The organism is Citrobacter sp. Cm046, assembly GCF_030333065.1.
GTDB classification, from domain to species: Bacteria; Pseudomonadota; Gammaproteobacteria; order Enterobacterales; family Enterobacteriaceae; genus Citrobacter; species Citrobacter murliniae.
In genome coordinates this window covers 205190-227438 of sequence record NZ_JAOWGP010000036.1, presented here as the reverse complement: position 1 = coordinate 227438, position 22249 = coordinate 205190, and the positions used below count along the sequence as shown (strand labels likewise).

The 22249-nt window shown below is 51.0% G+C and carries 21 protein-coding genes; 15 read left to right on the top strand and 6 right to left on the bottom strand.

Annotation, left to right across the window (positions count from 1 at the left end):
- Positions 1 to 160 precede the first annotated feature (160 nt).
- Positions 161 to 484: a transcriptional regulator BolA gene (gene bolA / locus OGX98_RS07745; protein ID WP_045440548.1), complete on the bottom strand. Its 324-nt coding sequence runs from the start codon at positions 482 to 484 to the stop codon at positions 161 to 163.
- Between the two features lie 306 nt (positions 485 to 790).
- Here bolA and OGX98_RS07740 point away from each other — a divergent pair, with 306 nt between their 5' ends.
- The 8 genes from OGX98_RS07740 to OGX98_RS07705 all read left to right on the top strand — a co-directional run bounded on the left by OGX98_RS07740 (position 791) and on the right by OGX98_RS07705 (position 9657).
- The gene (locus OGX98_RS07740; protein ID WP_045440546.1) at positions 791 to 1369 is read left to right on the top strand and encodes a lipoprotein; all 579 of its coding nucleotides are present in this window, start codon (positions 791 to 793) and stop codon (positions 1367 to 1369) included.
- 46 nt (positions 1370 to 1415) lie between these two features.
- Positions 1416 to 2891 carry a muropeptide MFS transporter AmpG gene (ampG, locus tag OGX98_RS07735; RefSeq protein WP_045440544.1) on the top strand — a complete coding sequence of 492 codons (1476 nt, stop codon included), beginning with the start codon at positions 1416 to 1418 and terminating at the stop codon, positions 2889 to 2891.
- Between the two features lie 459 nt (positions 2892 to 3350).
- Positions 3351 to 4298, top strand: coding sequence for a cytochrome o ubiquinol oxidase subunit II (gene cyoA, locus OGX98_RS07730; protein WP_045440542.1), 948 nt, complete (start codon positions 3351 to 3353; stop codon positions 4296 to 4298).
- Positions 4299 to 4317: 19 nt separating this feature from the next.
- Positions 4318 to 6309 (top strand): cytochrome o ubiquinol oxidase subunit I, encoded by a 1992-nt coding sequence (gene cyoB / locus OGX98_RS07725; protein WP_003831008.1) that lies wholly within the window; start codon positions 4318 to 4320, stop codon positions 6307 to 6309.
- Positions 6299 to 6913 carry a cytochrome o ubiquinol oxidase subunit III gene (locus tag OGX98_RS07720; protein ID WP_045440539.1) on the top strand — a complete coding sequence of 205 codons (615 nt, stop codon included), beginning with the start codon at positions 6299 to 6301 and terminating at the stop codon, positions 6911 to 6913. Before cyoB ends, OGX98_RS07720 begins: the two co-directional genes overlap by 11 nt.
- Positions 6913 to 7242: a cytochrome o ubiquinol oxidase subunit IV gene (locus OGX98_RS07715; protein WP_045440536.1), complete on the top strand. Its 330-nt coding sequence runs from the start codon at positions 6913 to 6915 to the stop codon at positions 7240 to 7242. Before OGX98_RS07720 ends, OGX98_RS07715 begins: the two co-directional genes overlap by 1 nt.
- 11 nt (positions 7243 to 7253) lie before the next feature.
- Positions 7254 to 8144, top strand: coding sequence for a heme o synthase (gene cyoE, locus OGX98_RS07710; protein ID WP_144243050.1), 891 nt, complete (start codon positions 7254 to 7256; stop codon positions 8142 to 8144).
- Between the two features lie 148 nt (positions 8145 to 8292).
- Positions 8293 to 9657: an MFS transporter gene (locus OGX98_RS07705; RefSeq protein ID WP_045440531.1), complete on the top strand. Its 1365-nt coding sequence runs from the start codon at positions 8293 to 8295 to the stop codon at positions 9655 to 9657.
- Between the two features lie 47 nt (positions 9658 to 9704).
- Here OGX98_RS07705 and OGX98_RS07700 read toward each other — a convergent pair whose 3' ends face one another.
- The gene (locus OGX98_RS07700) at positions 9705 to 10196 is read right to left on the bottom strand and encodes a YajQ family cyclic di-GMP-binding protein (protein WP_045440528.1); all 492 of its coding nucleotides are present in this window, start codon (positions 10194 to 10196) and stop codon (positions 9705 to 9707) included.
- 174 nt (positions 10197 to 10370) lie between these two features.
- Between OGX98_RS07700 and panE the strand changes: the two genes are divergently transcribed.
- A complete protein-coding gene (gene panE, locus OGX98_RS07695) occupies positions 10371 to 11282 on the top strand; it encodes a 2-dehydropantoate 2-reductase (protein WP_045440527.1) in 912 nt (303 codons plus the stop codon).
- Positions 11245 to 11835 carry a protein deglycase YajL gene (gene yajL / locus OGX98_RS07690; RefSeq protein ID WP_048221950.1) on the top strand — a complete coding sequence of 197 codons (591 nt, stop codon included), beginning with the start codon at positions 11245 to 11247 and terminating at the stop codon, positions 11833 to 11835. The genes panE and yajL overlap by 38 nt, the downstream gene beginning before the upstream one ends.
- A gap of 91 nt (positions 11836 to 11926) precedes the next feature.
- On the opposite strand, the gene OGX98_RS07685 is transcribed toward yajL, so the two are convergent.
- The 3 genes from OGX98_RS07685 to OGX98_RS07675 are packed head-to-tail and all read right to left on the bottom strand — an operon-like array spanning position 11927 to position 15608.
- Entirely contained in the window at positions 11927 to 12715 is a 789-nt protein-coding gene (locus tag OGX98_RS07685; RefSeq protein WP_286595077.1) for a dimethyl sulfoxide reductase anchor subunit family protein, read from the bottom strand.
- Between the two features lie 8 nt (positions 12716 to 12723).
- Positions 12724 to 13272: a 4Fe-4S dicluster domain-containing protein gene (locus OGX98_RS07680; RefSeq protein WP_286493174.1), complete on the bottom strand. Its 549-nt coding sequence runs from the start codon at positions 13270 to 13272 to the stop codon at positions 12724 to 12726.
- Positions 13269 to 15608, bottom strand: coding sequence for a molybdopterin-containing oxidoreductase family protein (locus OGX98_RS07675; protein WP_286595076.1), 2340 nt, complete (start codon positions 15606 to 15608; stop codon positions 13269 to 13271). Before OGX98_RS07675 ends, OGX98_RS07680 begins: the two co-directional genes overlap by 4 nt.
- Before the next feature lie 170 nt (positions 15609 to 15778).
- On the opposite strand from OGX98_RS07675, the gene OGX98_RS07670 reads away from it, so the two are divergent.
- Positions 15779 to 16465: a helix-turn-helix domain-containing protein gene (locus OGX98_RS07670; protein ID WP_286493172.1), complete on the top strand. Its 687-nt coding sequence runs from the start codon at positions 15779 to 15781 to the stop codon at positions 16463 to 16465.
- Positions 16466 to 16507: 42 nt separating this feature from the next.
- Here OGX98_RS07670 and thiI read toward each other — a convergent pair whose 3' ends face one another.
- The gene (gene thiI / locus OGX98_RS07665; protein ID WP_286595075.1) at positions 16508 to 17956 is read right to left on the bottom strand and encodes a tRNA uracil 4-sulfurtransferase ThiI; all 1449 of its coding nucleotides are present in this window, start codon (positions 17954 to 17956) and stop codon (positions 16508 to 16510) included.
- A 205-nt stretch (positions 17957 to 18161) separates the two neighbouring features.
- On the opposite strand from thiI, the gene xseB reads away from it, so the two are divergent.
- Genes xseB through yajO form a run of 4 tightly spaced genes read left to right on the top strand, consistent with a single transcriptional unit; the run spans position 18162 to position 22220 of the window.
- Complete coding sequence (xseB, locus tag OGX98_RS07660) at positions 18162 to 18404, top strand: exodeoxyribonuclease VII small subunit (protein WP_045440516.1); 243 nt, start codon at positions 18162 to 18164, stop codon at positions 18402 to 18404.
- Positions 18405 to 19304, top strand: coding sequence for a (2E,6E)-farnesyl diphosphate synthase (gene ispA / locus OGX98_RS07655; RefSeq protein WP_048221952.1), 900 nt, complete (start codon positions 18405 to 18407; stop codon positions 19302 to 19304). It begins immediately after the preceding gene.
- 24 nt (positions 19305 to 19328) lie between these two features.
- The gene (gene dxs, locus OGX98_RS07650; RefSeq protein WP_286595074.1) at positions 19329 to 21191 is read left to right on the top strand and encodes a 1-deoxy-D-xylulose-5-phosphate synthase; all 1863 of its coding nucleotides are present in this window, start codon (positions 19329 to 19331) and stop codon (positions 21189 to 21191) included.
- A gap of 54 nt (positions 21192 to 21245) precedes the next feature.
- Entirely contained in the window at positions 21246 to 22220 is a 975-nt protein-coding gene (gene yajO / locus OGX98_RS07645) for a 1-deoxyxylulose-5-phosphate synthase YajO (protein WP_045440509.1), read from the top strand.
- Positions 22221 to 22249 lie beyond the last annotated feature (29 nt).

The window sequence follows — 22249 nt, the reverse complement described above, 5'->3', positions numbered from 1 at the left end:
CGCGCGTTGCTGCGGCTTTTTTCACAATTCCCGGCTAATTTTTGTCTGAATACTATACGACTCGCTCAGAATTCAGACAAAACAAAACGGCCCGTAGGCCGTTTTCACATAATCTGTAGCAACATACTGGAAAAGCGCCGGTTGTTGCAAATCCGTTTTTCTACGCGATGCTTCCCGCTCCACCTCCACGACAGGGAGGAGAGGCAAAAACAGTATCCTGCAACCCTTCCCACTCCTTAGTCGTGTAGGTATGCAGGGCTAGTGCATGCACGGTTGTGGAGAGCTCCGCCGTTAACGTACCGTAAATCATCCGATGACGATTAAGAAAACGCTCACCTGCAAAGCGATCGCTGACCAGCACAACCTTAAAGTGGCTTTCAGAACCTGCCGGAACATTGTGACGATAGCTTTCATCCACAACTTCGAGGAACACGGGTTGGAACGCTGCCCTTAATTTTTCTTCTATTTGCTCACGAATCATCATGAAATATTTCCTCCGACAACGCTGAGATGTCACCCATCCCTTTAAATACTAGCCGCTTTTACCGTTTTCATTACACCTAAGCAACAAATAATTAGCGTTTGTCTGATTTTCTCATTCAAACGAATGAAGTTCACTGGTTCATCTGTTCGTTTGATTGCAAAAACTCCACTTATGGTATCTACAAAGTAACTAAACGGACAACGCGATGAATTTACATGCGTTACCCACTTCCCCTCGTCGTTGGCGATGTTATGATGGCGGGAAATTTCTCTAACCATACAATTTAGATTCGCTGAGAGCCCTGGCATGTTTAAAAAAATCCTCTTTCCTCTAGTCGCGCTGTTTATGTTGGCTGGCTGCGCAACTCCACCCACCACCATTAACGTTTCTCCGAGAATTACCCTGCCGCAGCAGGATCCTAGCCTGATGGGTGTGACTGTCAGCATCAACGGCGCCGACCAGCGTCAGGATCAGGCACTGGCGAAAGTGACCCGCGACAATCAACTGGTTACTCTGACTGCTTCCCGCGATCTGCGCTTCCTGCTGCAAGAAGTACTGGAGAAACAGATGACCGCGCGCGGTTACATGGTAGGTCCGAACGGTGCAGTTAACCTGCAAATCATCGTTAGCCAGCTGTATGCTGATGTGTCTCAAGGTAGCGTGCGCTATAACATCGCCACCAAAGCCGACATCGCTATTATCGCAACCGCGGCAAACGGCAACAAGATGACCAAAAACTACCGCGCAAGCTACTCTGTTGAAGGCGCATTCCAGGCCTCTAACAAAAATATTGCGGACGCCGTTAACAGCGTCCTGACAGACACCATCTCTGATATGTCTCAGGACACCAGCGTTCATGATTTCATCAAGCAGAACGCACGTTAATTTCTGCATCCTGACCCGGCTAACGCCGGGTCAGCTTTAAATACTCATGCCCAGTCACTATTTACGCATTTTCCAGCAACCGAAATCAGCTATTCTGCTGATGCTAGGCTTTGCCTCCGGTTTACCACTCGCACTGACCTCCGGTACGCTCCAGGCATGGATGACGGTTGAGAATATCGACCTTAAAACCATCGGCTTCTTTTCTCTGGTCGGCCAGGCCTACGTCTTTAAGTTCCTCTGGTCCCCGGTTATGGACCGCTACACGCCACCTTTTTTAGGGCGACGTCGCGGCTGGCTGCTCACTACCCAGCTATTACTACTCATTTCTATCGCCGCAATGGGATTCCTGGAACCTGGCTCGCAACTACGCTGGATGGCTGCACTCGCAGTAGTCATCGCGTTCTGCTCAGCCTCACAGGATATCGTCTTTGACGCATGGAAAACGGACGTTTTGCCCGCAGAAGAACGAGGAACCGGCGCGGCAATCAGCGTGCTGGGTTACCGCCTGGGGATGCTGGTTTCCGGTGGACTGGCCCTGTGGATGGCCGATCGCTGGTTGGGCTGGCAAGGAATGTACTGGTTGATGGCAGCACTACTCATTCCTTGTATTATCGCCACCCTGTTGGCCCCAGAACCCACAGATACTATTCCGGTTCCCAAAACGCTGGAACAAGCGGTTGTCGCCCCACTACGTGACTTCTTTGGGCGTAACAACGCCTGGCTTATCCTGCTGCTCATTGTGCTGTATAAACTTGGCGATGCCTTCGCCATGAGCCTGACCACGACATTTTTAATTCGCGGCGTCGGATTTGACGCAGGCGAAGTCGGCGTCGTCAATAAAACGCTGGGGCTGCTGGCCACAATTGTTGGCGCACTCTACGGCGGGATCCTGATGCAGCGTCTGTCGCTGTTCCGTGCATTGCTGATTTTCGGCGTTCTGCAAGGGGCGTCAAATGCAGGCTACTGGTTACTTTCCATTACTGATAAGCACATGTTCAGTATGGGCGCGGCAGTATTCTTCGAAAACCTCTGCGGCGGCATGGGGACAGCGGCGTTTGTCGCCCTGTTAATGACGTTGTGTAATAAATCTTTTTCTGCAACGCAATTCGCCCTGCTCTCAGCCCTTTCCGCAGTTGGACGCGTTTACGTAGGTCCGGTAGCGGGTTGGTTTGTCGAAGCGCACGGCTGGCCAACATTTTATCTGTTCTCTGTGTTTGCCGCGATCCCAGGTCTCGTGTTGTTGCTGGTTTGCCGTCAGACGCTGGAACATAGCTGGCAAAACGAAAGTTTTATCCCGCGCACGGAATTCCGCGGAGCATACAATCTGGCATTAATGACGCTATTGGTGGGCTGCTGTCTACTGGCTGTATGGCTGTTACTGCTAACGATGAACGCCCTCGATTACACCAATTTCTCCTTCCTGTCGGAACTCCTTGAAGTTGCGGTCCTGATCGCCGTCTGTGGGATCGTATTCGGTGGACTGCTGGATTACCTGGCTCTACGCAAAACGCGTCTGGCGTAATTTGACCGGTTTATTTGGCCGTTGTAATCACCCTGCGTAATTATAACGGCTAAATAAACAACGATTGATAAAAATAATATTTGTTGTTTTGTGCCCCATAGAATTTGGAAATTATTGACGCCTTTTATAAATTCTATTTTCCTTACTCGATTCAGCCAAGACTGATTTATTTTCCGCCCTTCAATTGTCTCTTTATTGATAATCAATTGTTAAACAATTGTTTTATTTTACCATTGGTTATACCAATTGCCCTCTATGCCTTCTCCATGAACCCGCTTTCGTTATAACATGATGTTGCAACAGGTTCTTAAAGCCAACCTGACATATATTGCAACATATGTGACACGCACGGCAGAACCCGGTAACACAGATCCAATGATGTTTACAGTAATGTAACCTTCCCGTAAAATGCCCTCACACTTTAAACGCCACCCGGTCCCGTGGAATTGAGGTCGTTAAATGAGACTCAGGAAATACAATAAAAGTTTGGGATGGTTGTCATTAATTGCAGGCACTGCATTACTCAGTGGCTGTAATTCTGCGCTGCTTGACCCTAAAGGACAGATTGGACTGGAACAACGTTCACTGATACTGACGGCATTTGGCCTGATGTTGATTGTCGTTATTCCTGCCATCTTGATGGCTGTTGGTTTTGCCTGGAAGTACCGTGCAAGCAATAAAGATGCGAAGTACAGCCCGAACTGGTCACACTCCAATAAAGTGGAAGCTGTGGTCTGGACGGTGCCGATTCTGATCATCATTTTCCTTGCTGTACTCACCTGGAAAACCACTCACGCACTTGAGCCAAGCAAACCGCTGGCGCATGACGAGAAGCCAATTACCATCGAAGTGGTTTCCATGGACTGGAAATGGTTCTTCATCTATCCGGAACAGGGTATCGCTACCGTGAATGAAATCGCCTTCCCGGCGAACACTCCGGTTGAATTCAAAGTGACATCCAACTCCGTGATGAACTCCTTCTTTATCCCGCGTCTGGGTAGCCAGATTTATGCCATGGCCGGTATGCAGACTCGCCTGCATCTGATCGCTAACGAAGTCGGTACTTATGATGGTATCTCCGCAAGCTACAGCGGACCAGGCTTCTCCGGTATGAAGTTCAAGGCTATCGCAACAAAGGACCGCGCCGAATTCGACCAATGGGTTGCTAAAGCGAAACAGTCCACGAACACCATGAGTGACATGGCGGCGTTCGAGAAAGTGGCTGCGCCAAGTGAATACAACCAGGTGGAATACTTCTCCAACGTGAAACCGGATTTGTTTAAAGACGTTATTAACAAATTTATGGCTCACGGTAAGAGCATGGACATGACCAAACCAGAAGGTGAGCACAGCGCACACGAAGGGATGGAAGGCATGGACATGAGCCACGCGGAATCCGCTCACTAAGGGGCCGAGGAAGAATACGATGTTCGGAAAATTGACACTGGATGCAGTCCCGTTCCATGAACCAATCGTCATGGTTACGATCGCTGCCATTATCATCGGTGGAGCGGCCTTACTAGGCCTTATCACTTACTTTGGTAAGTGGACCTACCTGTGGAAAGAGTGGCTAACTTCGGTTGACCACAAACGCCTTGGCATCATGTATGTCATCGTCGCAATCGTCATGTTGATCCGTGGCTTTGCTGACGCCATCATGATGCGTAGTCAGCAAGCGCTGGCTTCTGCGGGTGAAGCGGGCTTCCTGCCTCCTCACCACTACGACCAGATCTTCACGGCTCACGGCGTGATCATGATCTTCTTCGTAGCAATGCCATTTGTTATCGGTCTGATGAACCTGGTGGTTCCACTGCAGATCGGCGCACGTGACGTTGCATTCCCATTCCTGAACAACCTGAGCTTCTGGTTCACCGTTGTCGGCGTAATCCTGGTTAACCTGTCTCTGGGCGTAGGTGAATTCGCACAGACCGGTTGGCTGGCGTATCCGCCACTCTCGGGAATAGAGTACAGTCCAAGCGTCGGGGTCGATTATTGGATATGGGCGGTCCAGCTGTCCGGTATCGGTACAACACTGACCGGTATCAACTTCTTTGTGACCATCATTAAGATGCGTGCACCAGGTATGACTATGTTCAAGATGCCAGTATTTAGCTGGGCATCTCTGTGCGCAAACATACTGATTATCGCCTCCTTCCCAATCCTGACCGTCACCGTTGCGTTGCTGACCCTGGATCGCTATCTGGGTACCCATTTCTTTACCAACGATATGGGCGGCAACATGATGATGTACATCAACCTGATTTGGGCCTGGGGCCATCCGGAAGTGTACATTCTGGTTCTGCCGGTCTTCGGTGTTTTCTCCGAAATCGCTGCAACCTTCTCGCGTAAACGCCTGTTTGGTTACACCTCGCTGGTGTGGGCAACCGTGTGTATCACCGTACTGTCGTTCGTTGTTTGGCTGCACCACTTCTTCACCATGGGTGCGGGCGCTAACGTAAACGCCTTCTTCGGTATCACCACGATGATTATCGCCATCCCGACCGGGGTGAAGATCTTCAACTGGTTGTTCACCATGTATCAGGGCCGCATCGTATTCCACTCAGCAATGCTGTGGACGATTGGCTTCATCGTAACCTTCTCAGTCGGCGGTATGACCGGCGTGCTGCTGGCGGTTCCGGGTGCAGACTTCGTACTGCACAACAGTCTGTTCCTGATTGCGCACTTCCATAACGTTATCATCGGCGGCGTCGTGTTCGGTTGCTTCGCGGGTATGACCTACTGGTGGCCAAAAGCGTTCGGCTTCACGCTGAACGAAACCTGGGGCAAACGCGCATTCTGGTTCTGGATCATCGGCTTCTTCGTGGCATTTATGCCGCTGTACGTGCTGGGCTTTATGGGGATGACCCGTCGCCTCAGCCAGCAGATTGACCCTCAGTTCCATCCGATGCTGGTCGTTGCCGCTTGCGGTGCCGCGCTGATTGCACTGGGTATCCTGTGCCAGCTGATTCAGATCTTCGTTTCTATTCGCGACCGCGAGCAGAACCGTGACCTGACCGGTGACCCATGGGGTGGCCGTACACTGGAATGGGCAACCTCTTCCCCGCCTCCGTTCTATAACTTTGCCGTTGTGCCGCACGTTCACGAGCGTGATGCCTTCTGGGAAATGAAAGAAAAAGGTGAAGCGTACAAACAGCCTGCGCACTATGAAGAGATTCATATGCCGAAAAACAGCGGTGCAGGTATCGTCATTACCGCCTTCGCAACACTGTTTGGTTTCGCCATGATCTGGCATATCTGGTGGCTGGCGATTGCAAGCTTCGCAGGCATGATCATCAGCTGGATTGTGAAAAGCTTTGATGAAGACGTGGATTACTACGTGCCGGTACCGGAAGTCGAAAAACTGGAAAACCAGCATTTCGATGAGATTACTAAGGCAGGGCTGAAAAATGGCAACTGATACTTTGACGCACGCGAATGCCCACGCGCACGAACACGGGCACCACGATGCAGGCCAGACCAAAATCTTCGGATTTTGGATCTACCTGATGAGCGACTGCATTCTGTTCTCTATTCTGTTTGCAACCTATGCCGTTCTGGTGAACGGCACCGCAGGTGGCCCAACAGGTAAGGACATTTTTGAACTGCCGTTCGTTCTGGTTGAAACATTCCTGCTGTTATTCAGCTCCATTACTTACGGCATGGCGGCTATCGCCATGTACAAGAACAACAAGAGCCAGGTTATCTCCTGGCTGGCGTTGACCTTCTTGTTTGGTGCCGGATTTATCGGGATGGAACTCTATGAATTCCATCACCTGATTGTTAACGGTATGGGCCCGGATCGTAGCGGCTTCCTGTCAGCATTCTTCGCGCTGGTCGGTACCCACGGTCTGCACGTCACCTCCGGTCTTATCTGGATGGCAGTGTTGATGGTGCAAGTTGCTCGTCGTGGCCTTACCAGTACTAACCGTACCCGTATCATGTGCCTGAGCCTGTTCTGGCACTTCCTGGACGTGGTGTGGATCTGTGTGTTCACTGTTGTTTATCTGATGGGGGCGATGTAATGAGTCATTCTAACGAGAGCGGCGGCGCATCCCATGGCAGCGTAAAAACCTACATGACAGGTTTTATCCTGTCGATCATCCTGACGGTCATTCCGTTCTGGATGGTAATGACAGGTTCTGCCTCTCCGGCCGTCATTCTGGGGACTATTCTGGCGATGGCAGTGGTACAGATTCTGGTGCACCTGGTGTGCTTCCTGCACATGAATACCAAATCTGATGAAGGTTGGAACATGACGGCCTTTGTCTTTACTGTGCTTATCATCGCCATCCTGGTTGTGGGCTCCATCTGGATTATGTGGAACCTCAACTACAACATGATGATGCACTAAGAGCGGCGATTATGATGTTTAAGCAATACCTGCAAGTAACGAAACCAGGCATCATCTTTGGCAACCTGATCTCGGTGATTGGGGGATTCCTGCTGGCCTCTAAAGGCAGCATTGACTATCCCCTGTTTATCTACACGTTGGTTGGGGTGTCACTGGTTGTGGCGTCGGGTTGTGTATTTAACAACTACATCGACAGGGATATCGACAGGAAGATGGAGAGGACCAAAAACCGCGTGTTGGTTAAGGGTCTGATTTCCCCTGCGGTCTCGCTGGTATACGCCACCCTGCTGGGTATTGCTGGCTTTATGCTGCTGTGGTTTGGCGCTAACCCTCTGGCCTGCTGGCTAGGGGTTATGGGCTTCGTCGTGTATGTTGGCGTATATAGTCTGTACATGAAGCGTCACTCGGTTTACGGCACGCTGATTGGCTCACTCTCCGGCGCTGCGCCGCCGGTGATTGGCTACTGTGCGGTAACTGGTGAGTTCGATAGCGGTGCACTGATTCTGTTGGCTATTTTCAGCCTGTGGCAGATGCCGCACTCTTACGCGATTGCGATTTTCCGCTTTAAGGATTATCAGGCAGCCAACATCCCGGTACTGCCGGTGGTAAAAGGCATTTCAGTCGCGAAGAACCATATCACTCTGTATATCATTGCGTTTGCCATCGCTACGCTGATGCTCTCACTGGGCGGTTACGCTGGATACAAATATCTGGTGGTTGCAGCAGCAGTGAGTGTCTGGTGGCTAGGCATGGCGTTGCGTGGTTATAAAGTGGAAGATGACCGGGTCTGGGCACGTAAGCTGTTCGGTTTCTCCATCATCGCCATTACTGCGCTGAGCGTGATGATGTCCGTCGACTTTATGGTGCCAAACTCGCAGAACCTGCTGACTTACGTCTGGTAAAATCTGCTGATGCGAAAAAGGGTGCTTAGGCACCCTTTTTTATGTGCGTCACAATCCCCCCTGAAACGTAATATTTACTCATTAACCGTGTATTTACCCCGCCACCATACCGCTTTACACTAGGCGCGAAATTAATACAGAGGTGGGAATGAACGATTATAAAATGACGCCTGGTGAGTTGCGCGCCACCTGGGGTTTAGGGACCGTATTCTCGTTGCGCATGCTTGGCATGTTTATGGTCCTACCGGTTCTGACCACATACGGTATGGCGCTACAGGGTGCCAGCGAAGCGCTTATTGGTCTTGCCATCGGCATTTATGGCCTGGCGCAAGCCGTTTTCCAGATCCCCTTTGGTTTGGTCTCTGACCGCATTGGTCGAAAACCGCTTATCGTTGGCGGGCTGGCGATATTCGTTTTTGGCAGCGTGATTGCTGCACTTTCAGACTCCATTTGGGGAATTATTCTCGGTCGCGCGCTGCAGGGTTCCGGGGCGATTGCTGCCGCCGTGATGGCGTTACTGTCCGACTTAACGCGTGAGCAAAACCGCACTAAAGCGATGGCGTTTATCGGCGTCAGCTTCGGTATCACTTTTGCCATTGCAATGGTGTTAGGTCCGATCGTCACCCATGCGCTGGGATTACACGCGCTGTTCTGGATGATTGCAGCCCTCGCCACCACCGGCATCGTGCTGACGATTTGGGTAGTCCCCAATAGCACCACCCATGTGCTGAACCGCGAATCGGGCATGGTAAAAAGCAGCTTCCGCAAAGTGCTGGCAGAGCCTAAACTCCTGAAGCTCAATTTCGGCATCATGTGCCTGCACATCTTGCTAATGTCCACCTTTGTCGCGTTGCCTGGCCAGCTTGCGAAAGCGGGTTTCCCCGCAGCGGAACACTGGAAAATTTATCTGGTAACGATGCTGCTATCTTTTGTTTCCGTGGTGCCATTCATCATCTATGCCGAAGTAAAACGTCGGATGAAACGGGTTTTCCTGTCGTGTGTGGTACTAATTCTTGCCGCAGAGATTGTATTGTGGATCGCAAACATTCATTTCTGGGGCCTGATTGCGGGTGTTCAGTTATTCTTCCTTGCCTTTAACCTGATGGAAGCCCTCCTCCCTTCGCTTATCAGCAAAGAGTCTCCCGCAGGTTATAAAGGGACGGCAATGGGCGTTTACTCCACCAGCCAGTTTCTCGGTGTCGCGATTGGCGGCTCACTTGGTGGATGGGTTGTCGAGATGTTTGATGGCCAGGCTGTATTCCTCGCCGGTGCATTGCTGGCAGCGGTCTGGCTGCTGGTCGCAAGCACAATGAAAGAGCCGCCGTATGTCAGTAGCCTGCGTGTCGAAATTCCACCGGAAATTGCCGCGGATGACACACTTAAGCAGCGTTTGCTGGCCAAAGAAGGGGTGAGCGAAGTGTTGATTGTGGCGAATGAACATTCGGCCTACGTGAAAATCGACAGTAAAGTGACCAATCGATTTGAAGTTGAGCAGGCGATAAGCCAGGCGTGATAGTGAGCTTGCCGGATAGTGAGTAACCCACCATCCGGCATAAGAACTTAATCGCGGAAGTTCTTGAACTGGAATGGCTGCCCCAAATCGCCACCGCGAACCAACGCCATAACGGCTTGCAGATCGTCACGAGCCTTACCAGTCACACGAATTTCTTCGCCCTGAATCTGCGCCTGCACCTTCAGCTTGCTGTCTTTAATCAGCTTCACAATTTTCTTCTGCACTGCGCTTTCAATGCCCTGCTTCAGTTTCGCTTCCACAAACCAGGTTTTGCCGCTGTGCACGAAGGTTTCCGGCACGTCCAGCGAAGTCCCTTCAATACCACGCTTCAGGAGCTTGGCACGCAAAATATCCAGCAACTGATTAACCTGGAAATCAGATTCGCTCAGCACCTTAATGGTCTTATTTGACTCGTTCAGCTCAAAAGTAGCCTCTACGCCACGAAAATCAAAACGTGACTCTACTTCGCGGCTCGCATTATCGACCGCGTTACGGGCTTCCTGAAGATCAACTTCAGAGACAATATCGAAAGATGGCATCTTTTCTTCTCCCTTCATTTTTGATGCGAAGCATAATACCTGCAAAGTTACTCAACAGACAGCGCTATACTAGGCTGTACCTTTTAATTGTACGTGGTACTGATATCCGCGAACAATAATAGGGTGCGGCCGATATGGATTAACACCTGGTGCTGTTGCAGGTGAGGAGGAAGAATGAAAATTACCGTACTGGGATGTGGAGCCTTAGGGCAGCTTTGGCTTACAGCGCTGTGCAAACATGGACATGAGGTACAAGGGTGGCTACGTGTACCACAGCCTTATTGCAGCGTTAACCTGATTGACACGGATGGGTCAGTTTTTAATGAATCCCTGACGGCAAACGACCCCGACTTTTTGGCGAAAAGCGATCTGTTGCTGGTCACACTAAAAGCCTGGCAGGTTTCTGATGCGGTAAAGAGCCTGGCTACAATTCTGCCTGAAACCACGCCTATTCTTTTGATTCACAATGGAATGGGAACGATAGAAGAACTGCATAACATTCCGCAGCCATTGTTAATAGGCACTACGACACAGGCAGCGCGTCGTGACGGCAATGTCATTATTCATGTGGCGAAAGGTACAACGCGTATCGGCCCGGCGCGTGAGCAAGATGGTGATTTTAGTTATCTGGCCGAAATCCTGCAGGATGTGCTGCCAGACGTTGCCTGGCATAACAACATTCGCGCTGAGCTGTGGCGTAAACTGGCAGTAAATTGCGTCATTAACCCGCTCACCGCGCTATGGGACTGCCCTAACGGCGAACTACGCCAGCATCCTGAAAAAATAGCGCTGATATGCCAGGAAGTAGCTGCGGTCATTGAACGCGAAGGTCACCATACATCAGTGGATGATTTACGTTATTATGTCGAGCAAGTGATTGACAGTACGGCGGAAAACATCTCATCAATGCTGCAGGACATTCAAGCCCTGCGTCATACCGAAATCGATTACATTACCGGCTATTTGTTAAAACGCGCACGTGCGCACGGCATCGCCGTCCCGGAAAATGCCCGCCTGTTTGAAATGGTTAAGCGAAAGGAGAGTGAGTATGAGCGCTCAAGCACTGGTATGTCTCGCCCCTGGTAGTGAAGAGACCGAAGCGGTCACCACTATCGACCTGTTGGTGCGTGGCGGCATTCAGGTAACTACCGCAAGTGTCGCCAGCGATGGCGACCTGACGATTGTTTGCTCACGCGGCGTAAAGCTCCTGGCGGATGCGCCGTTGGTCGAAGTCGCTGATGGCGATTATGACATCATTATCCTGCCCGGCGGTATTAAAGGCGCGGAATGTTTCCGTGACAGCCCACTGCTGGTTGAAACCGTAAAACAGTTTCACCGCTCCGGGAGAATTGTCGCCGCGATTTGCGCCGCAGCGGCAACCGTACTCGTCCCACATGATATTTTCCCCATCGGCAACATGACCGGTTTCCCGGCGCTGAAAGACCGCATTCCAGCGGAGCAGTGGCAGGATAAGCGCGTCGTATGGGATCCTCGCGTCAACCTGTTGACCAGCCAGGGGCCTGGGACGTCTATCGACTTCGGCTTGAAAATAATCGATCTGCTGGTTGGACGCGAAAAAGCCCATGAAGTGGCGTCACAACTGGTCATAGCTGCGGGTATTTATAACTACTACGAGTAAACGAGATTCACCACCAGTCTACACTGACCCGACCTACTGTCTGATACGAGCGATAGGTCGGGTAATGCACTGTTGTCACCTGAATTATCCCTTAGAACCAAGGGATCCCACTCATCACATTACTGTAAAACAGCATTCTTCCCGCCAGTTCACCCGTTACTATCAACATAATCCAACCCCAACTATTCAGGCCTAGATTCAGACGAGATACTCCCCATACCGCCACGCAAATACTGGCAAAAAGTTGCCACCAGAGCAAAGGGCTGGACGCATCTGCACCGGGGATCTGATAGCGAACCAACAGCGCACCAACGCTTAATAGAATTCCGATGAAGATTCCTGAGCGACTCAATATTGATATCGGCTTATGCCAATAGCTATACGCTGCAGTCACACTAATAAAACCGAGCAACACAGCTGTCCCCAAAAATCCGATGGGCGTAGCAGCAGAATGCCATAGCGGATGCAGCGCCATCTGGTAATAAACCTGAGAAGTCACCAAAATTGACGCCAACCCAACAAGCGCCGTCATCCCCCCCAGAAGATTAACGGTTCGATGCTGAGGCTTAAACCAACATAGCCCCATCCAACAAAATATCATTGCATTCAGCGCAATAAACATAACCACTTCCCTGCTAAGCCAGGATATTCCCAACCCTGCCAGTGAGCGGTATGCACCTGAGGGCGTTCCCAGATGCGCCAGTGATGCTAAAGACCCCAATACAGTGATGATCCAAAAAAGCAATGCCAACATACGATACTGGTTTGCACTGAATTTAGTTGCACTGAAACTCTGGCACAGCGTAAGCGCCAGCACTCCGCCAGCTCCCCATTGTGCAAAGACTGTGAAAAAAACGAGTGGCAATTCATAATGTTCCATTTTTCACCTCAGTCCTGTGCCGGAATAATCACAATATTGGGCTTACTGATGTTATGGTCAGGTAGGTTGTAGCGTTTTTCCAACACCGTCCATTGAGTAGTGTATTCTTTGCGTAGCGCCTCTATATCACCAAAACATAATACTCCCGCAGGGCAAGACTCGACACAGCGCGGCTGCAACCCCTCATCTAACCTTTCTGCACACAGATTGCATTTGCTGGTTTTTCCCTCATTAGGATCATAAACGGGCGCACTCCAGGGGCAGGCCATAATGCACATTCGACACCCGATACATCGTTCGTGGTCCTGCACAACAATACCGTCCGCCCGTTTGGTATACGCTCCTGCCGGGCACACTTTCATGCATTGTGGGTCATCACAATGATTGCATGACATACTGATAAAGGCCTGAGTGTTTGGTTCATCCGTGTGACATTCACGGACCCGACGCCATAGTACCCCGAGCGGCGTCATATTTTCTGATTTACAGGCCATGCTGCAGGTCTTACAGCCATAACAGTTCTGCATATCAATAAGAAATCCGAATTGTTTTATCATGATTGAGCCTCCCTTCTGACATCAACCAGCGTACTGTTACAACAGTGTCCATTACCCAGCAGTTCCACCTGATCGTTGGTGACATGACTGCTGCTTCCGCCCTGCTGTTCCCACCAGCCGTTATCCAGACTTACAACGCCTCGTTTAATATGCGTTGTAACATCAGCAATGGCACGGTGCTCCCCACGATGATTGAAGACGACAACCCATTCTCCGGCCTGTATCTGACGATGTTGGGCATCTTCCGGGTGAATCATAACGTTCGGGCGATTGCGCTGAACTTCAAGGATCCACTCGTTCATGCCGTGGCTGGAATGCACACTGCGCGCCAGCTTACGTTGTACCGCCATAAGGGGGTACCTACGGGCAAGTTCAGGCGAACCTTTCACCGATTCCGTCACCTGCTTCCAGGTCACCACGGGCATAAATTTCTTTTTCGCCCACTCTTCAATATAAAAATGTGCTTTGCCAGTCGACGTGCGGAACTGCCCATCTTTAAACGGGATCCAATCCTCTTCAACAGGGCACACAGGACCGTTTTTCAACATCTCTCGCGTAATACCGGAGCCTTTGAGACACGCATCGATGTAATGCTCAATCGGCTGATTAAAAAACTCTCCAAAGCCAAAACGTTCGGCAAGCCGGGCAAAAATCCAATAATCGGGCTTTGCTTCTCCCGGTGGCTCAACCGCTTTTTCCATCAACTGAACATAATGGCTTCGCACTCCCGCCATCAGGCTGACATCCTCAAAAATCGTCGTGACAGGCAGCACCAGGTCGGCATACAACGCGGATGAACTCATCAGGTTGTCCGCAACCACAACAAACGGAACTTTTTTAAACGCTTCTCTGACCTGGTTAGTGTTAGGAAGCTGCGTCATCGCACCCAGCGTCATATTCCACCAGAACTTAATAGGATGAGGCTTTTCGTTAACAAGCCAGTCACCAATTTTAGAAATGGGAATGGAGGGGATTTTTTCCGCATGAGGTGCTGGTGGAATAATCGGCGAGAATTTAGCCATCTGCCGGACTCCTCCTGCATCACAGACACCCGCCCCACGTTTTCCGATATTGCCGGTGATAAGTGCCAGATAAAACTGGCTTGCGGCCACGTACGTTCCAAACTCTGTCCTCTGTGCACCGGACATATTCTGAACAATCATGGCTGGCTGTGTGGAAGCGTAATCGCGCGCCAGACGTAACACGGTCTGTGCCGGAACATCAGTTTCTTCCTCAACCCTCTGCGCCGACCAGGGTTTGGCCTGCGCCCACACGGTATCCAGCACCGTCATAAACTTACGATCAACAGGCAGTTCATCGCTCAATAACGCAGGGATTACACCTGGTTCATCATGTTGTTTCAGTGTCTGAGTTCGCGTATCAAAAACCAGATAGCTGTCAGTATCCTGAGGATCTGCACGCATCAGTTGCTGCTGGTCATCAACCAGGTAGATAGCTCCTGTATGTGCTCGCAAGAAATCAGCGTCATAACGTTTTTCTTCCATAATGATGTTGATCATTCCCAGCGCCAATGCGATATCCGTACCGGGCACGATAGGAACCCATTCATCGGCTTTGGCTGCTGTTTCGTTAAAGCGTGGATCAATAACGACTATCCGCGCTCCATTACGCTGTGCCTGTGAATAATATTTGAAGTATGCGTGCATAGTGACTGCAGGGTTATTTCCCCAGCACAGGATATATCGACTATCGGCTATCGTATCCCGGGTATCCGCATACCTTAATCCCACCATTGGCATCATGGCGGCAGTTACCGCCGCACAACATAACGATCCAGCTTGTTTCGTTGCTCCACCGAGATAATCAAAAAAAGCCTTACCCATATCATTTTTAATAGAATCCATATTTCCGGATGCTGCGGTAAGGAATAGGCCTTTATTACCGTCAGTCGCGATAGTTTCTCTGATTTTCTTTTCAATCAAATCCAGCGCTGCGTCCCAGCTGATCGGCTTAAACTTGCCTTCCCCCTTTTCTCCTGTACGGAGCAGAGGTTGCGTTAAACGCAGAGGATGGTAGACCCATTTAGTTCGGCTAATCCCTCGCAAACAACATTTCACATTGAAATCTTTTGTCGCTTCAATTTTCATTAAGCGATCTTTCCAGACATAGGCAGTGAGATTGCAGTGCAAACACTCCATCGCACAGGTAGAACGAAACGTCTGGTAATCCGCTTGCTTTAGACGAAATCGGGGCAGCAGCGAGCCATTGACCTGTCGTAAAGTTAAAAAAACGCCCCCCAGAGAAGACAATCCCACCACGCCCAGCCCTTTTAGCAAGGTTCTTCTTTTTAAACGTATCTTATTTAATGCTTCCATAATTGCATCCTCATAGAGTTCATCATTAGTGAACCAAAGGGCACAATTAGTTAACTTGCGATGTATCAAGTTCTAATCATTTAGGAGTAGTGTTGTTTTTTAAATTGCGAGGGCAGTAATGATTTAAAGCACAGTGATATAATTGGGAGAATCTTAAATAGAGAAAACATATGACTGAGACATCTCAAGGGGTAAATTCGGTTGATATCGCCGTCGGCATTCTGACTTTTGTTGCACGTTACAACGGCCAGGCAAGAGCTATCGATATCGCTACTGGATGCAATCTATCCAAAAGCCGATTACATAAGTATCTGATTTCATTGTGTAGAACAGGGATGTTGTACCAAAATGAGAAAGGAATTTACTCTCTGGGGGCAACTATTCATCAGTTGTCCGGGAACGGCTCAGGCGAAAGCAATACGATCCGCAAACTCAATGACGTACTCACCGCTTTTCGCGATAAGTTTAACTATTCTACGGGGGTGGTTGTCAGCACTGGCGAAGGACTCGTACTCAAGCACTATAACCGTAGCTTTCGTAATGTTGATATTGATTTTCTCCCCAACACCCCTGTACCGCTTCATCACAGCGCTGCCGGGCAGATTTTCATGGGCTTTACAGACCATCCGCAAGGTGATCAATATACTTCACTGATTACTCAAGTCCGGCTACAGGGCTTTGCTGTGCGTTATCAACCTACCCACGGCATTCCTGGGGCGCAGTCTATTGCCTGCCCACTGCTGGATAATAAAGAGAAGTTAATTGCAATCGCTGTGACGATGGGTTTTTTTAGTACAGAAGACATTCCACAGATTGCGGTACAACTTATGAACACTGTGGGTTCGCTTAGCCAGTAGACTTATGTTGCCCCGACACCTAAGGCCAGGGCAACAAAAGAACTAAGGACGATACACCTTCACATTTTCGAAGCCCTGCTCGCGCAGATAGAGCGCCTGCAGACGACTCATCACGCCACGTTCACACCACAACAACCAGGTTTTATTCTGGTCCAAATCGCCGAATTTAGTGCTGAGTTTGTAGAACGGCAGAGAAACCACATCGACACCTTCAACCTTCAGCGGTTTGTCATCCTGTTCATCCACAGAACGGATATCCAGAATCACATCGTTCGGGCCGAAACCACTCACGGTTTCTACTTCCACGACAGTCTGCTGCGTCTGCTGGGCGATGTCGCGAATATCAATATTACTGGCTTCTTCAACCACTTTATCGAGGATCGAGAAGTCGAAGTTTTCTTCTTCGGCCTCAATCTTCGCTTTGATGGCTTTCACCGTTGGGCTTTTCGAGATCACACCACAGTATTCCGGCATGGTGCGAGCAAAATCCTCAGTACCAATTTCCCGCGCCAGATTAATGATGTGCTCTTTGTCGTGAGAAATCAGCGGGCGCAGGATCAGCGTGTCAGATACATTGTCGATCAGGCGCAGGTTAGTCAGCGTCTGGCTGGACACCTGGCCCAGCGCTTCACCGGTCACCAGCGCCTGTACGCCGTAACGCTCGGCCACTTTAGACGCTGCGCGAACCATCATACGTTTGAGGACCACGCCCATCTGACCATCGTCGACTTTTTCCAGGATCTCACCGACCACCGGCTCAAAGTTGATAGCGACAAAACGCACGCGATGCGAGCTACCAAAGCGGTTCCACAGGTAATGTGCCACCTGACGAACGCCGATTTCATGCGCGGCACCGCCGAGGTTAAAGAAGCAATAGTGTACGCGACAGCCGCGACGCATCAGCATATAGCTGGAGACGCCGGAATCGAAACCACCGGAAATCAGGGAAAGAACATCTTCCTGCGTCCCGATAGGGAAACCACCAATTCCTTCATAGCGACCTTTTACCAACAGCAGACGGTCATTTTCGATTTCAAGATTGACGGTCACATCAGGTTTCGTCAGCTTCACGCGTGCGGATTCAATATGCTGATTCAGTCCACCGCCAACATAACGTTCCACCTCGATGGAGCTAAACTCATGTTTACCGCGACGCTTGACGCGCACACAGAAGGTTTTACCTTCCAGTTGATCGCGGTATTGCACCAGCGCTTTCTCGAAAATATCGTGCATATCAGTGAACGGCACGTCTTCCACTTCGAGAATATGGTGGATACCTGGAATACGAGTCAGTGCGTCACGAATATCCAGGCGCTGGCTTTCATCTTTAGCGCGAACCTCAACGTGATCCCAGTGACGGACGACGGCAAGGTCCTCATCATAGTGCTTTAAAACGTTACGGATGTTCCCTGTCAGAATTTTTATAAAGCGCAAACGCACAGATTGGCTTTTGATGGTGATTTCTGGGAACAATTTAATGATAAACTTCATGGCGGCAATGGTTCTTTGGCAAGTCTGAACGACTTGTAATGGGAAAAATACAGCAGCCCATACCCTGCGGCTGCATCCAGGCGCGCAAGTATACCACCATCATGGTCATCCTGTGCACATTGCCTTACCATTGCGCGTTATTTGATAATTGCGCTGAGTCCGTTACCATGACCAGGCTGAAAATATTAAGAGTCAGACATTCATTATGCCGAAGAAAAATGAAGCGCCCGCCAGCTTTGAAAAATCGCTGAGCGAGCTGGAACAGATTGTTACCCGTCTGGAAAGCGGCGACCTGCCGCTGGAAGAGGCGCTGAACGAATTCGAACGTGGCGTACAGCTGGCGCGTCAGGGACAGGTGAAGTTGCAACAGGCTGAACAGCGCGTGCAAATTCTGCTGTCAGATACGGAAGACGCCGCCCTTACGCCTTTTACACCGGATAATGAGTAAATGGATTTTACGCAGCAGCTTCAGGCTTGCGTTGAGCAGGCCAACCAGGCACTGAGCCGTTTTATCGCGCCACTGCCCTTTCAGAACACTCCCGTGGTTGAAACCATGCAATATGGCGCATTATTAGGCGGTAAACGTCTGCGCCCGTTCCTGGTTTACGCCACCGGTCAGATGTTTGGCGTGAGCCTGAGTACACTTGACGCTCCCGCAGCCGCCGTCGAATGCATCCATGCTTATTCGCTGATGCACGATGATTTGCCCGCCATGGACGACGATGACCTGCGTCGAGGCCTGCCAACTTGCCACGTGAAATTTGGCGAGGCAAACGCGATTTTGGCCGGAGATGCGCTGCAAACGCTGGCGTTTTCCATCATCAGCGACGCGCCGATGCCGGAAGTCGCTGACCGTGACCGCATCGCCATGATCTCTGAACTGGCTCAGGCCAGCGGTATCGCCGGTATGTGCGGCGGACAGGCACTTGATCTGGCAGCAGAAGGTCACCAGGTTGAGCTGGATGCGCTGGAGCGTATTCACCGCCATAAAACCGGAGCTTTGATTCGCGCCGCCGTTCGTCTGGGTGCGTTAAGCGCGGGTGATAAAGGGCGAGAATGCCTGGCAATACTCGATAAATACGCAGAAAGTATCGGTCTGGCCTTCCAGGTTCAGGATGACATACTGGATGTGGTAGGCGATACTGCAACATTGGGTAAACGTCAGGGTGCTGACCAGCAGCTTGGCAAAAGTACCTATCCTGCACTTCTGGGTCTTGAGCAAGCCCGGAATAAAGCCCGGGATTTGATTGAGGACGCCCGCCAGTCGTTAAGTTTGCTGGCCGCACAGTCACTCGATACCTCGGCACTGGAAGCGCTAGCGGACTACATAATCCAGCGTGATAAATAAACTAACATATCCAATGAGCTTGCGATGAGTTTTGATATAGCCAAATACCCGACCCTGGCGCTGGTCGACTCCACCCAGGAGTTAAGACTGCTGCCAAAAGAGAGCCTGCCAAAGCTTTGCGACGAACTGCGCCGCTATTTGCTCGACAGCGTGAGCCGTTCCAGCGGGCATTTTGCCTCCGGTCTGGGCACTGTGGAGCTTACCGTCGCGCTGCACTACGTCTACAACACCCCTTTCGACCAGTTAATCTGGGATGTGGGACATCAGGCTTATCCGCACAAAATTCTTACCGGTCGCCGCGATAAAATCGGCACCATTCGTCAGAAAGGCGGCCTGCATCCGTTCCCATGGCGCGGCGAGAGCGAGTATGACGTATTAAGCGTTGGGCACTCCTCAACCTCTATCAGCGCAGGCATTGGTATTGCGGTTGCCGCCGAGAAAGAAGGCAAAGAGCGCCGCACAGTTTGCGTGATTGGCGACGGAGCTATCACTGCGGGAATGGCGTTTGAAGCCATGAACCACGCGGGGGATATTAAGCCTGACATGCTGGTTATCCTGAATGACAACGAAATGTCTATTTCGGAAAACGTCGGCGCTCTGAACAACCATCTGGCGCAACTGCTCTCTGGCAAGCTCTATTCTTCGCTACGCGAAGGCGGAAAGAAGGTCTTCTCCGGCGTGCCGCCAATTAAAGAACTGCTCAAACGCACTGAAGAACACATCAAAGGCATGGTGGTGCCGGGCACGCTGTTTGAAGAGCTGGGCTTTAATTATATCGGCCCGGTAGACGGTCACGACGTACTGGGACTCATCACCACGTTGAAAAATATGCGTGACCTGAAAGGCCCGCAGTTTCTGCACATCATGACCAAAAAAGGTCGTGGCTACGAGCCTGCAGAAAAAGACCCGATCACGTTCCACGCAGTGCCAAAATTCGATCCTTCCAGCGGATGTCTGCCGAAAAGCAGCGGCGGTCTGCCGAGCTATTCAAAAATCTTCGGTGACTGGTTGTGCGAAACCGCAGCGAAAGACAACAAGCTGATGGCAATCACCCCGGCGATGCGCGAAGGCTCTGGGATGGTGGAATTCTCACGCAAGTTCCCGGACCGCTACTTTGACGTGGCGATTGCCGAACAGCACGCGGTGACCTTTGCAGCTGGTCTGGCGATTGGCGGTTATAAACCCGTCGTCGCTATCTATTCCACCTTCCTGCAACGCGCCTACGATCAGGTGCTGCACGATGTCGCCATTCAGAAACTGCCGGTACTGTTTGCCGTTGACCGCGCGGGGATCGTGGGTGCGGACGGGCAAACCCACCAGGGGGCGTTCGATCTCTCCTTCCTGCGCTGCATCCCGGAAATGGTCATTATGACCCCGAGTGATGAAAACGAATGCCGTCAGATGCTGTTCACCGGCTATCACTACAATAACGGCCCAACCGTCGTACGCTATCCGCGCGGCAATGCCGTTGGCGTTGAGCTGGCACCGCTGGAAAAATTACCGATTGGTAAAGGGATCGTGAAGCGCCACGGTGAGAAACTGGCAATTCTGAACTTTGGTACACTGATGCCAGAAGCCGCTAAAGTTGCGGAAGCGCTGAACGCTACGCTGGTCGATATGCGCTTTGTCAAACCGCTGGATGAAATATTAATTCTGGAGATGGCCGCCCGCCACGAGGTGCTGGTCACGCTGGAAGAAAATGCCATTATGGGCGGTGCTGGCAGTGGCGTAAACGAAGTGCTGATGGCACACCGCAAGCCGGTTCCTGTGCTCAATATTGGTCTGCCTGATTTCTTTATTCCACAAGGCACCCAGGACGAAGCCCGCGCAGATCTTGGTCTTGACGCCGCTGGAATTGAGTCCAAAATCAAGGCCTGGCTGGCATAATCCCCTCTTCGCTCCTGCTATGCTTAAGAGATTATTCATAGCGGGAGCTGCAGCATGCAATACAACACCTTAGGAAAAACCGACCTTCGGGTATCTCGTCTTTGTCTGGGCTGCATGACGTTTGGCGAACCTGACCGTGGTAATCACGCCTGGACGCTGCCTGAAGAAAGCAGTCGCCTAATCATCAAACACGCCCTTGAGGGTGGCATCAACTTTTTCGACACCGCTAACAGCTACTCCGCAGGCAGCAGTGAGGAAATTGTCGGTCGTGCCCTGCGCGATTTCGCCCGTCGTGAGGAGGTGGTGGTGGCAACCAAAGTTTTTCACCGCGTTGACGACCTGCCGGAAGGGTTATCCCGTGCGCAAATTTTGCGTTCTATTGACGACAGCCTGAGACGACTCGGCATGGACTATGTCGATATCCTGCAAATTCACCGCTGGGATTACAACACGCCAATTGAAGAAACGCTGGAAGCTCTCAACGACGTGGTGAAAGCCGGGAAAGCACGCTATATCGGCGCATCCTCCATGCACGCTTCGCAGTTTGCTCAGGCGCTGGCCCTGCAAAAACAACACGGCTGGGCGCAGTTTGTCAGCATGCAGGATCACTACAACCTGATTTACCGCGAAGAAGAGCGCGAAATGTTGCCTCTCTGCTCTCAGGAAGGTGTCGCGGTGATCCCGTGGAGTCCGCTGGCGCGTGGTCGCCTGACGCGGCCATGGGGAGAGACGACAGCGCGTCTGGTTTCTGATGAGGTTGGCAAAAATTTGTACAACGAGAGCGATGAAAACGACGCGCAAATTGCTGCACGACTGACCCGAGTCAGTGAGGAACTTGGCGCGACACGTGCGCAGGTGGCTCTGGCATGGCTGCTGAGCAAACCCGGTGTTGCCGCACCGATTATCGGCACATCGCGTGAAGAACAGTTAGATGAATTACTTAACGCGGTGGATTTAACGCTGAAACCAGAGCAGATTGCTGAGCTGGAAATGCCGTACAAACAGCATCCGGTCGTGGGATTTAAATAACAAATTGCCCGATAGCGCTACGCTTATCG

Coding starts and splice junctions, on each gene's coding strand:
- bolA (WP_045440548.1), bottom strand. CDS start 484: ATGATGATTCGTGAGCAAATAGAAGAAAAATTAAGGGCAGCGTTCCAA.
- OGX98_RS07740 (WP_045440546.1), top strand. CDS start 791: ATGTTTAAAAAAATCCTCTTTCCTCTAGTCGCGCTGTTTATGTTGGCT.
- ampG (WP_045440544.1), top strand. CDS start 1,416: ATGCCCAGTCACTATTTACGCATTTTCCAGCAACCGAAATCAGCTATT.
- cyoA (WP_045440542.1), top strand. CDS start 3,351: ATGAGACTCAGGAAATACAATAAAAGTTTGGGATGGTTGTCATTAATT.
- cyoB (WP_003831008.1), top strand. CDS start 4,318: ATGTTCGGAAAATTGACACTGGATGCAGTCCCGTTCCATGAACCAATC.
- OGX98_RS07720 (WP_045440539.1), top strand. CDS start 6,299: ATGGCAACTGATACTTTGACGCACGCGAATGCCCACGCGCACGAACAC.
- OGX98_RS07715 (WP_045440536.1), top strand. CDS start 6,913: ATGAGTCATTCTAACGAGAGCGGCGGCGCATCCCATGGCAGCGTAAAA.
- cyoE (WP_144243050.1), top strand. CDS start 7,254: ATGATGTTTAAGCAATACCTGCAAGTAACGAAACCAGGCATCATCTTT.
- OGX98_RS07705 (WP_045440531.1), top strand. CDS start 8,293: ATGAACGATTATAAAATGACGCCTGGTGAGTTGCGCGCCACCTGGGGT.
- OGX98_RS07700 (WP_045440528.1), bottom strand. CDS start 10,196: ATGCCATCTTTCGATATTGTCTCTGAAGTTGATCTTCAGGAAGCCCGT.
- panE (WP_045440527.1), top strand. CDS start 10,371: ATGAAAATTACCGTACTGGGATGTGGAGCCTTAGGGCAGCTTTGGCTT.
- yajL (WP_048221950.1), top strand. CDS start 11,245: ATGAGCGCTCAAGCACTGGTATGTCTCGCCCCTGGTAGTGAAGAGACC.
- OGX98_RS07685 (WP_286595077.1), bottom strand. CDS start 12,715: ATGGAACATTATGAATTGCCACTCGTTTTTTTCACAGTCTTTGCACAA.
- OGX98_RS07680 (WP_286493174.1), bottom strand. CDS start 13,272: ATGATAAAACAATTCGGATTTCTTATTGATATGCAGAACTGTTATGGC.
- OGX98_RS07675 (WP_286595076.1), bottom strand. CDS start 15,608: ATGGAAGCATTAAATAAGATACGTTTAAAAAGAAGAACCTTGCTAAAA.
- OGX98_RS07670 (WP_286493172.1), top strand. CDS start 15,779: ATGACTGAGACATCTCAAGGGGTAAATTCGGTTGATATCGCCGTCGGC.
- thiI (WP_286595075.1), bottom strand. CDS start 17,956: ATGAAGTTTATCATTAAATTGTTCCCAGAAATCACCATCAAAAGCCAA.
- xseB (WP_045440516.1), top strand. CDS start 18,162: ATGCCGAAGAAAAATGAAGCGCCCGCCAGCTTTGAAAAATCGCTGAGC.
- ispA (WP_048221952.1), top strand. CDS start 18,405: ATGGATTTTACGCAGCAGCTTCAGGCTTGCGTTGAGCAGGCCAACCAG.
- dxs (WP_286595074.1), top strand. CDS start 19,329: ATGAGTTTTGATATAGCCAAATACCCGACCCTGGCGCTGGTCGACTCC.
- yajO (WP_045440509.1), top strand. CDS start 21,246: ATGCAATACAACACCTTAGGAAAAACCGACCTTCGGGTATCTCGTCTT.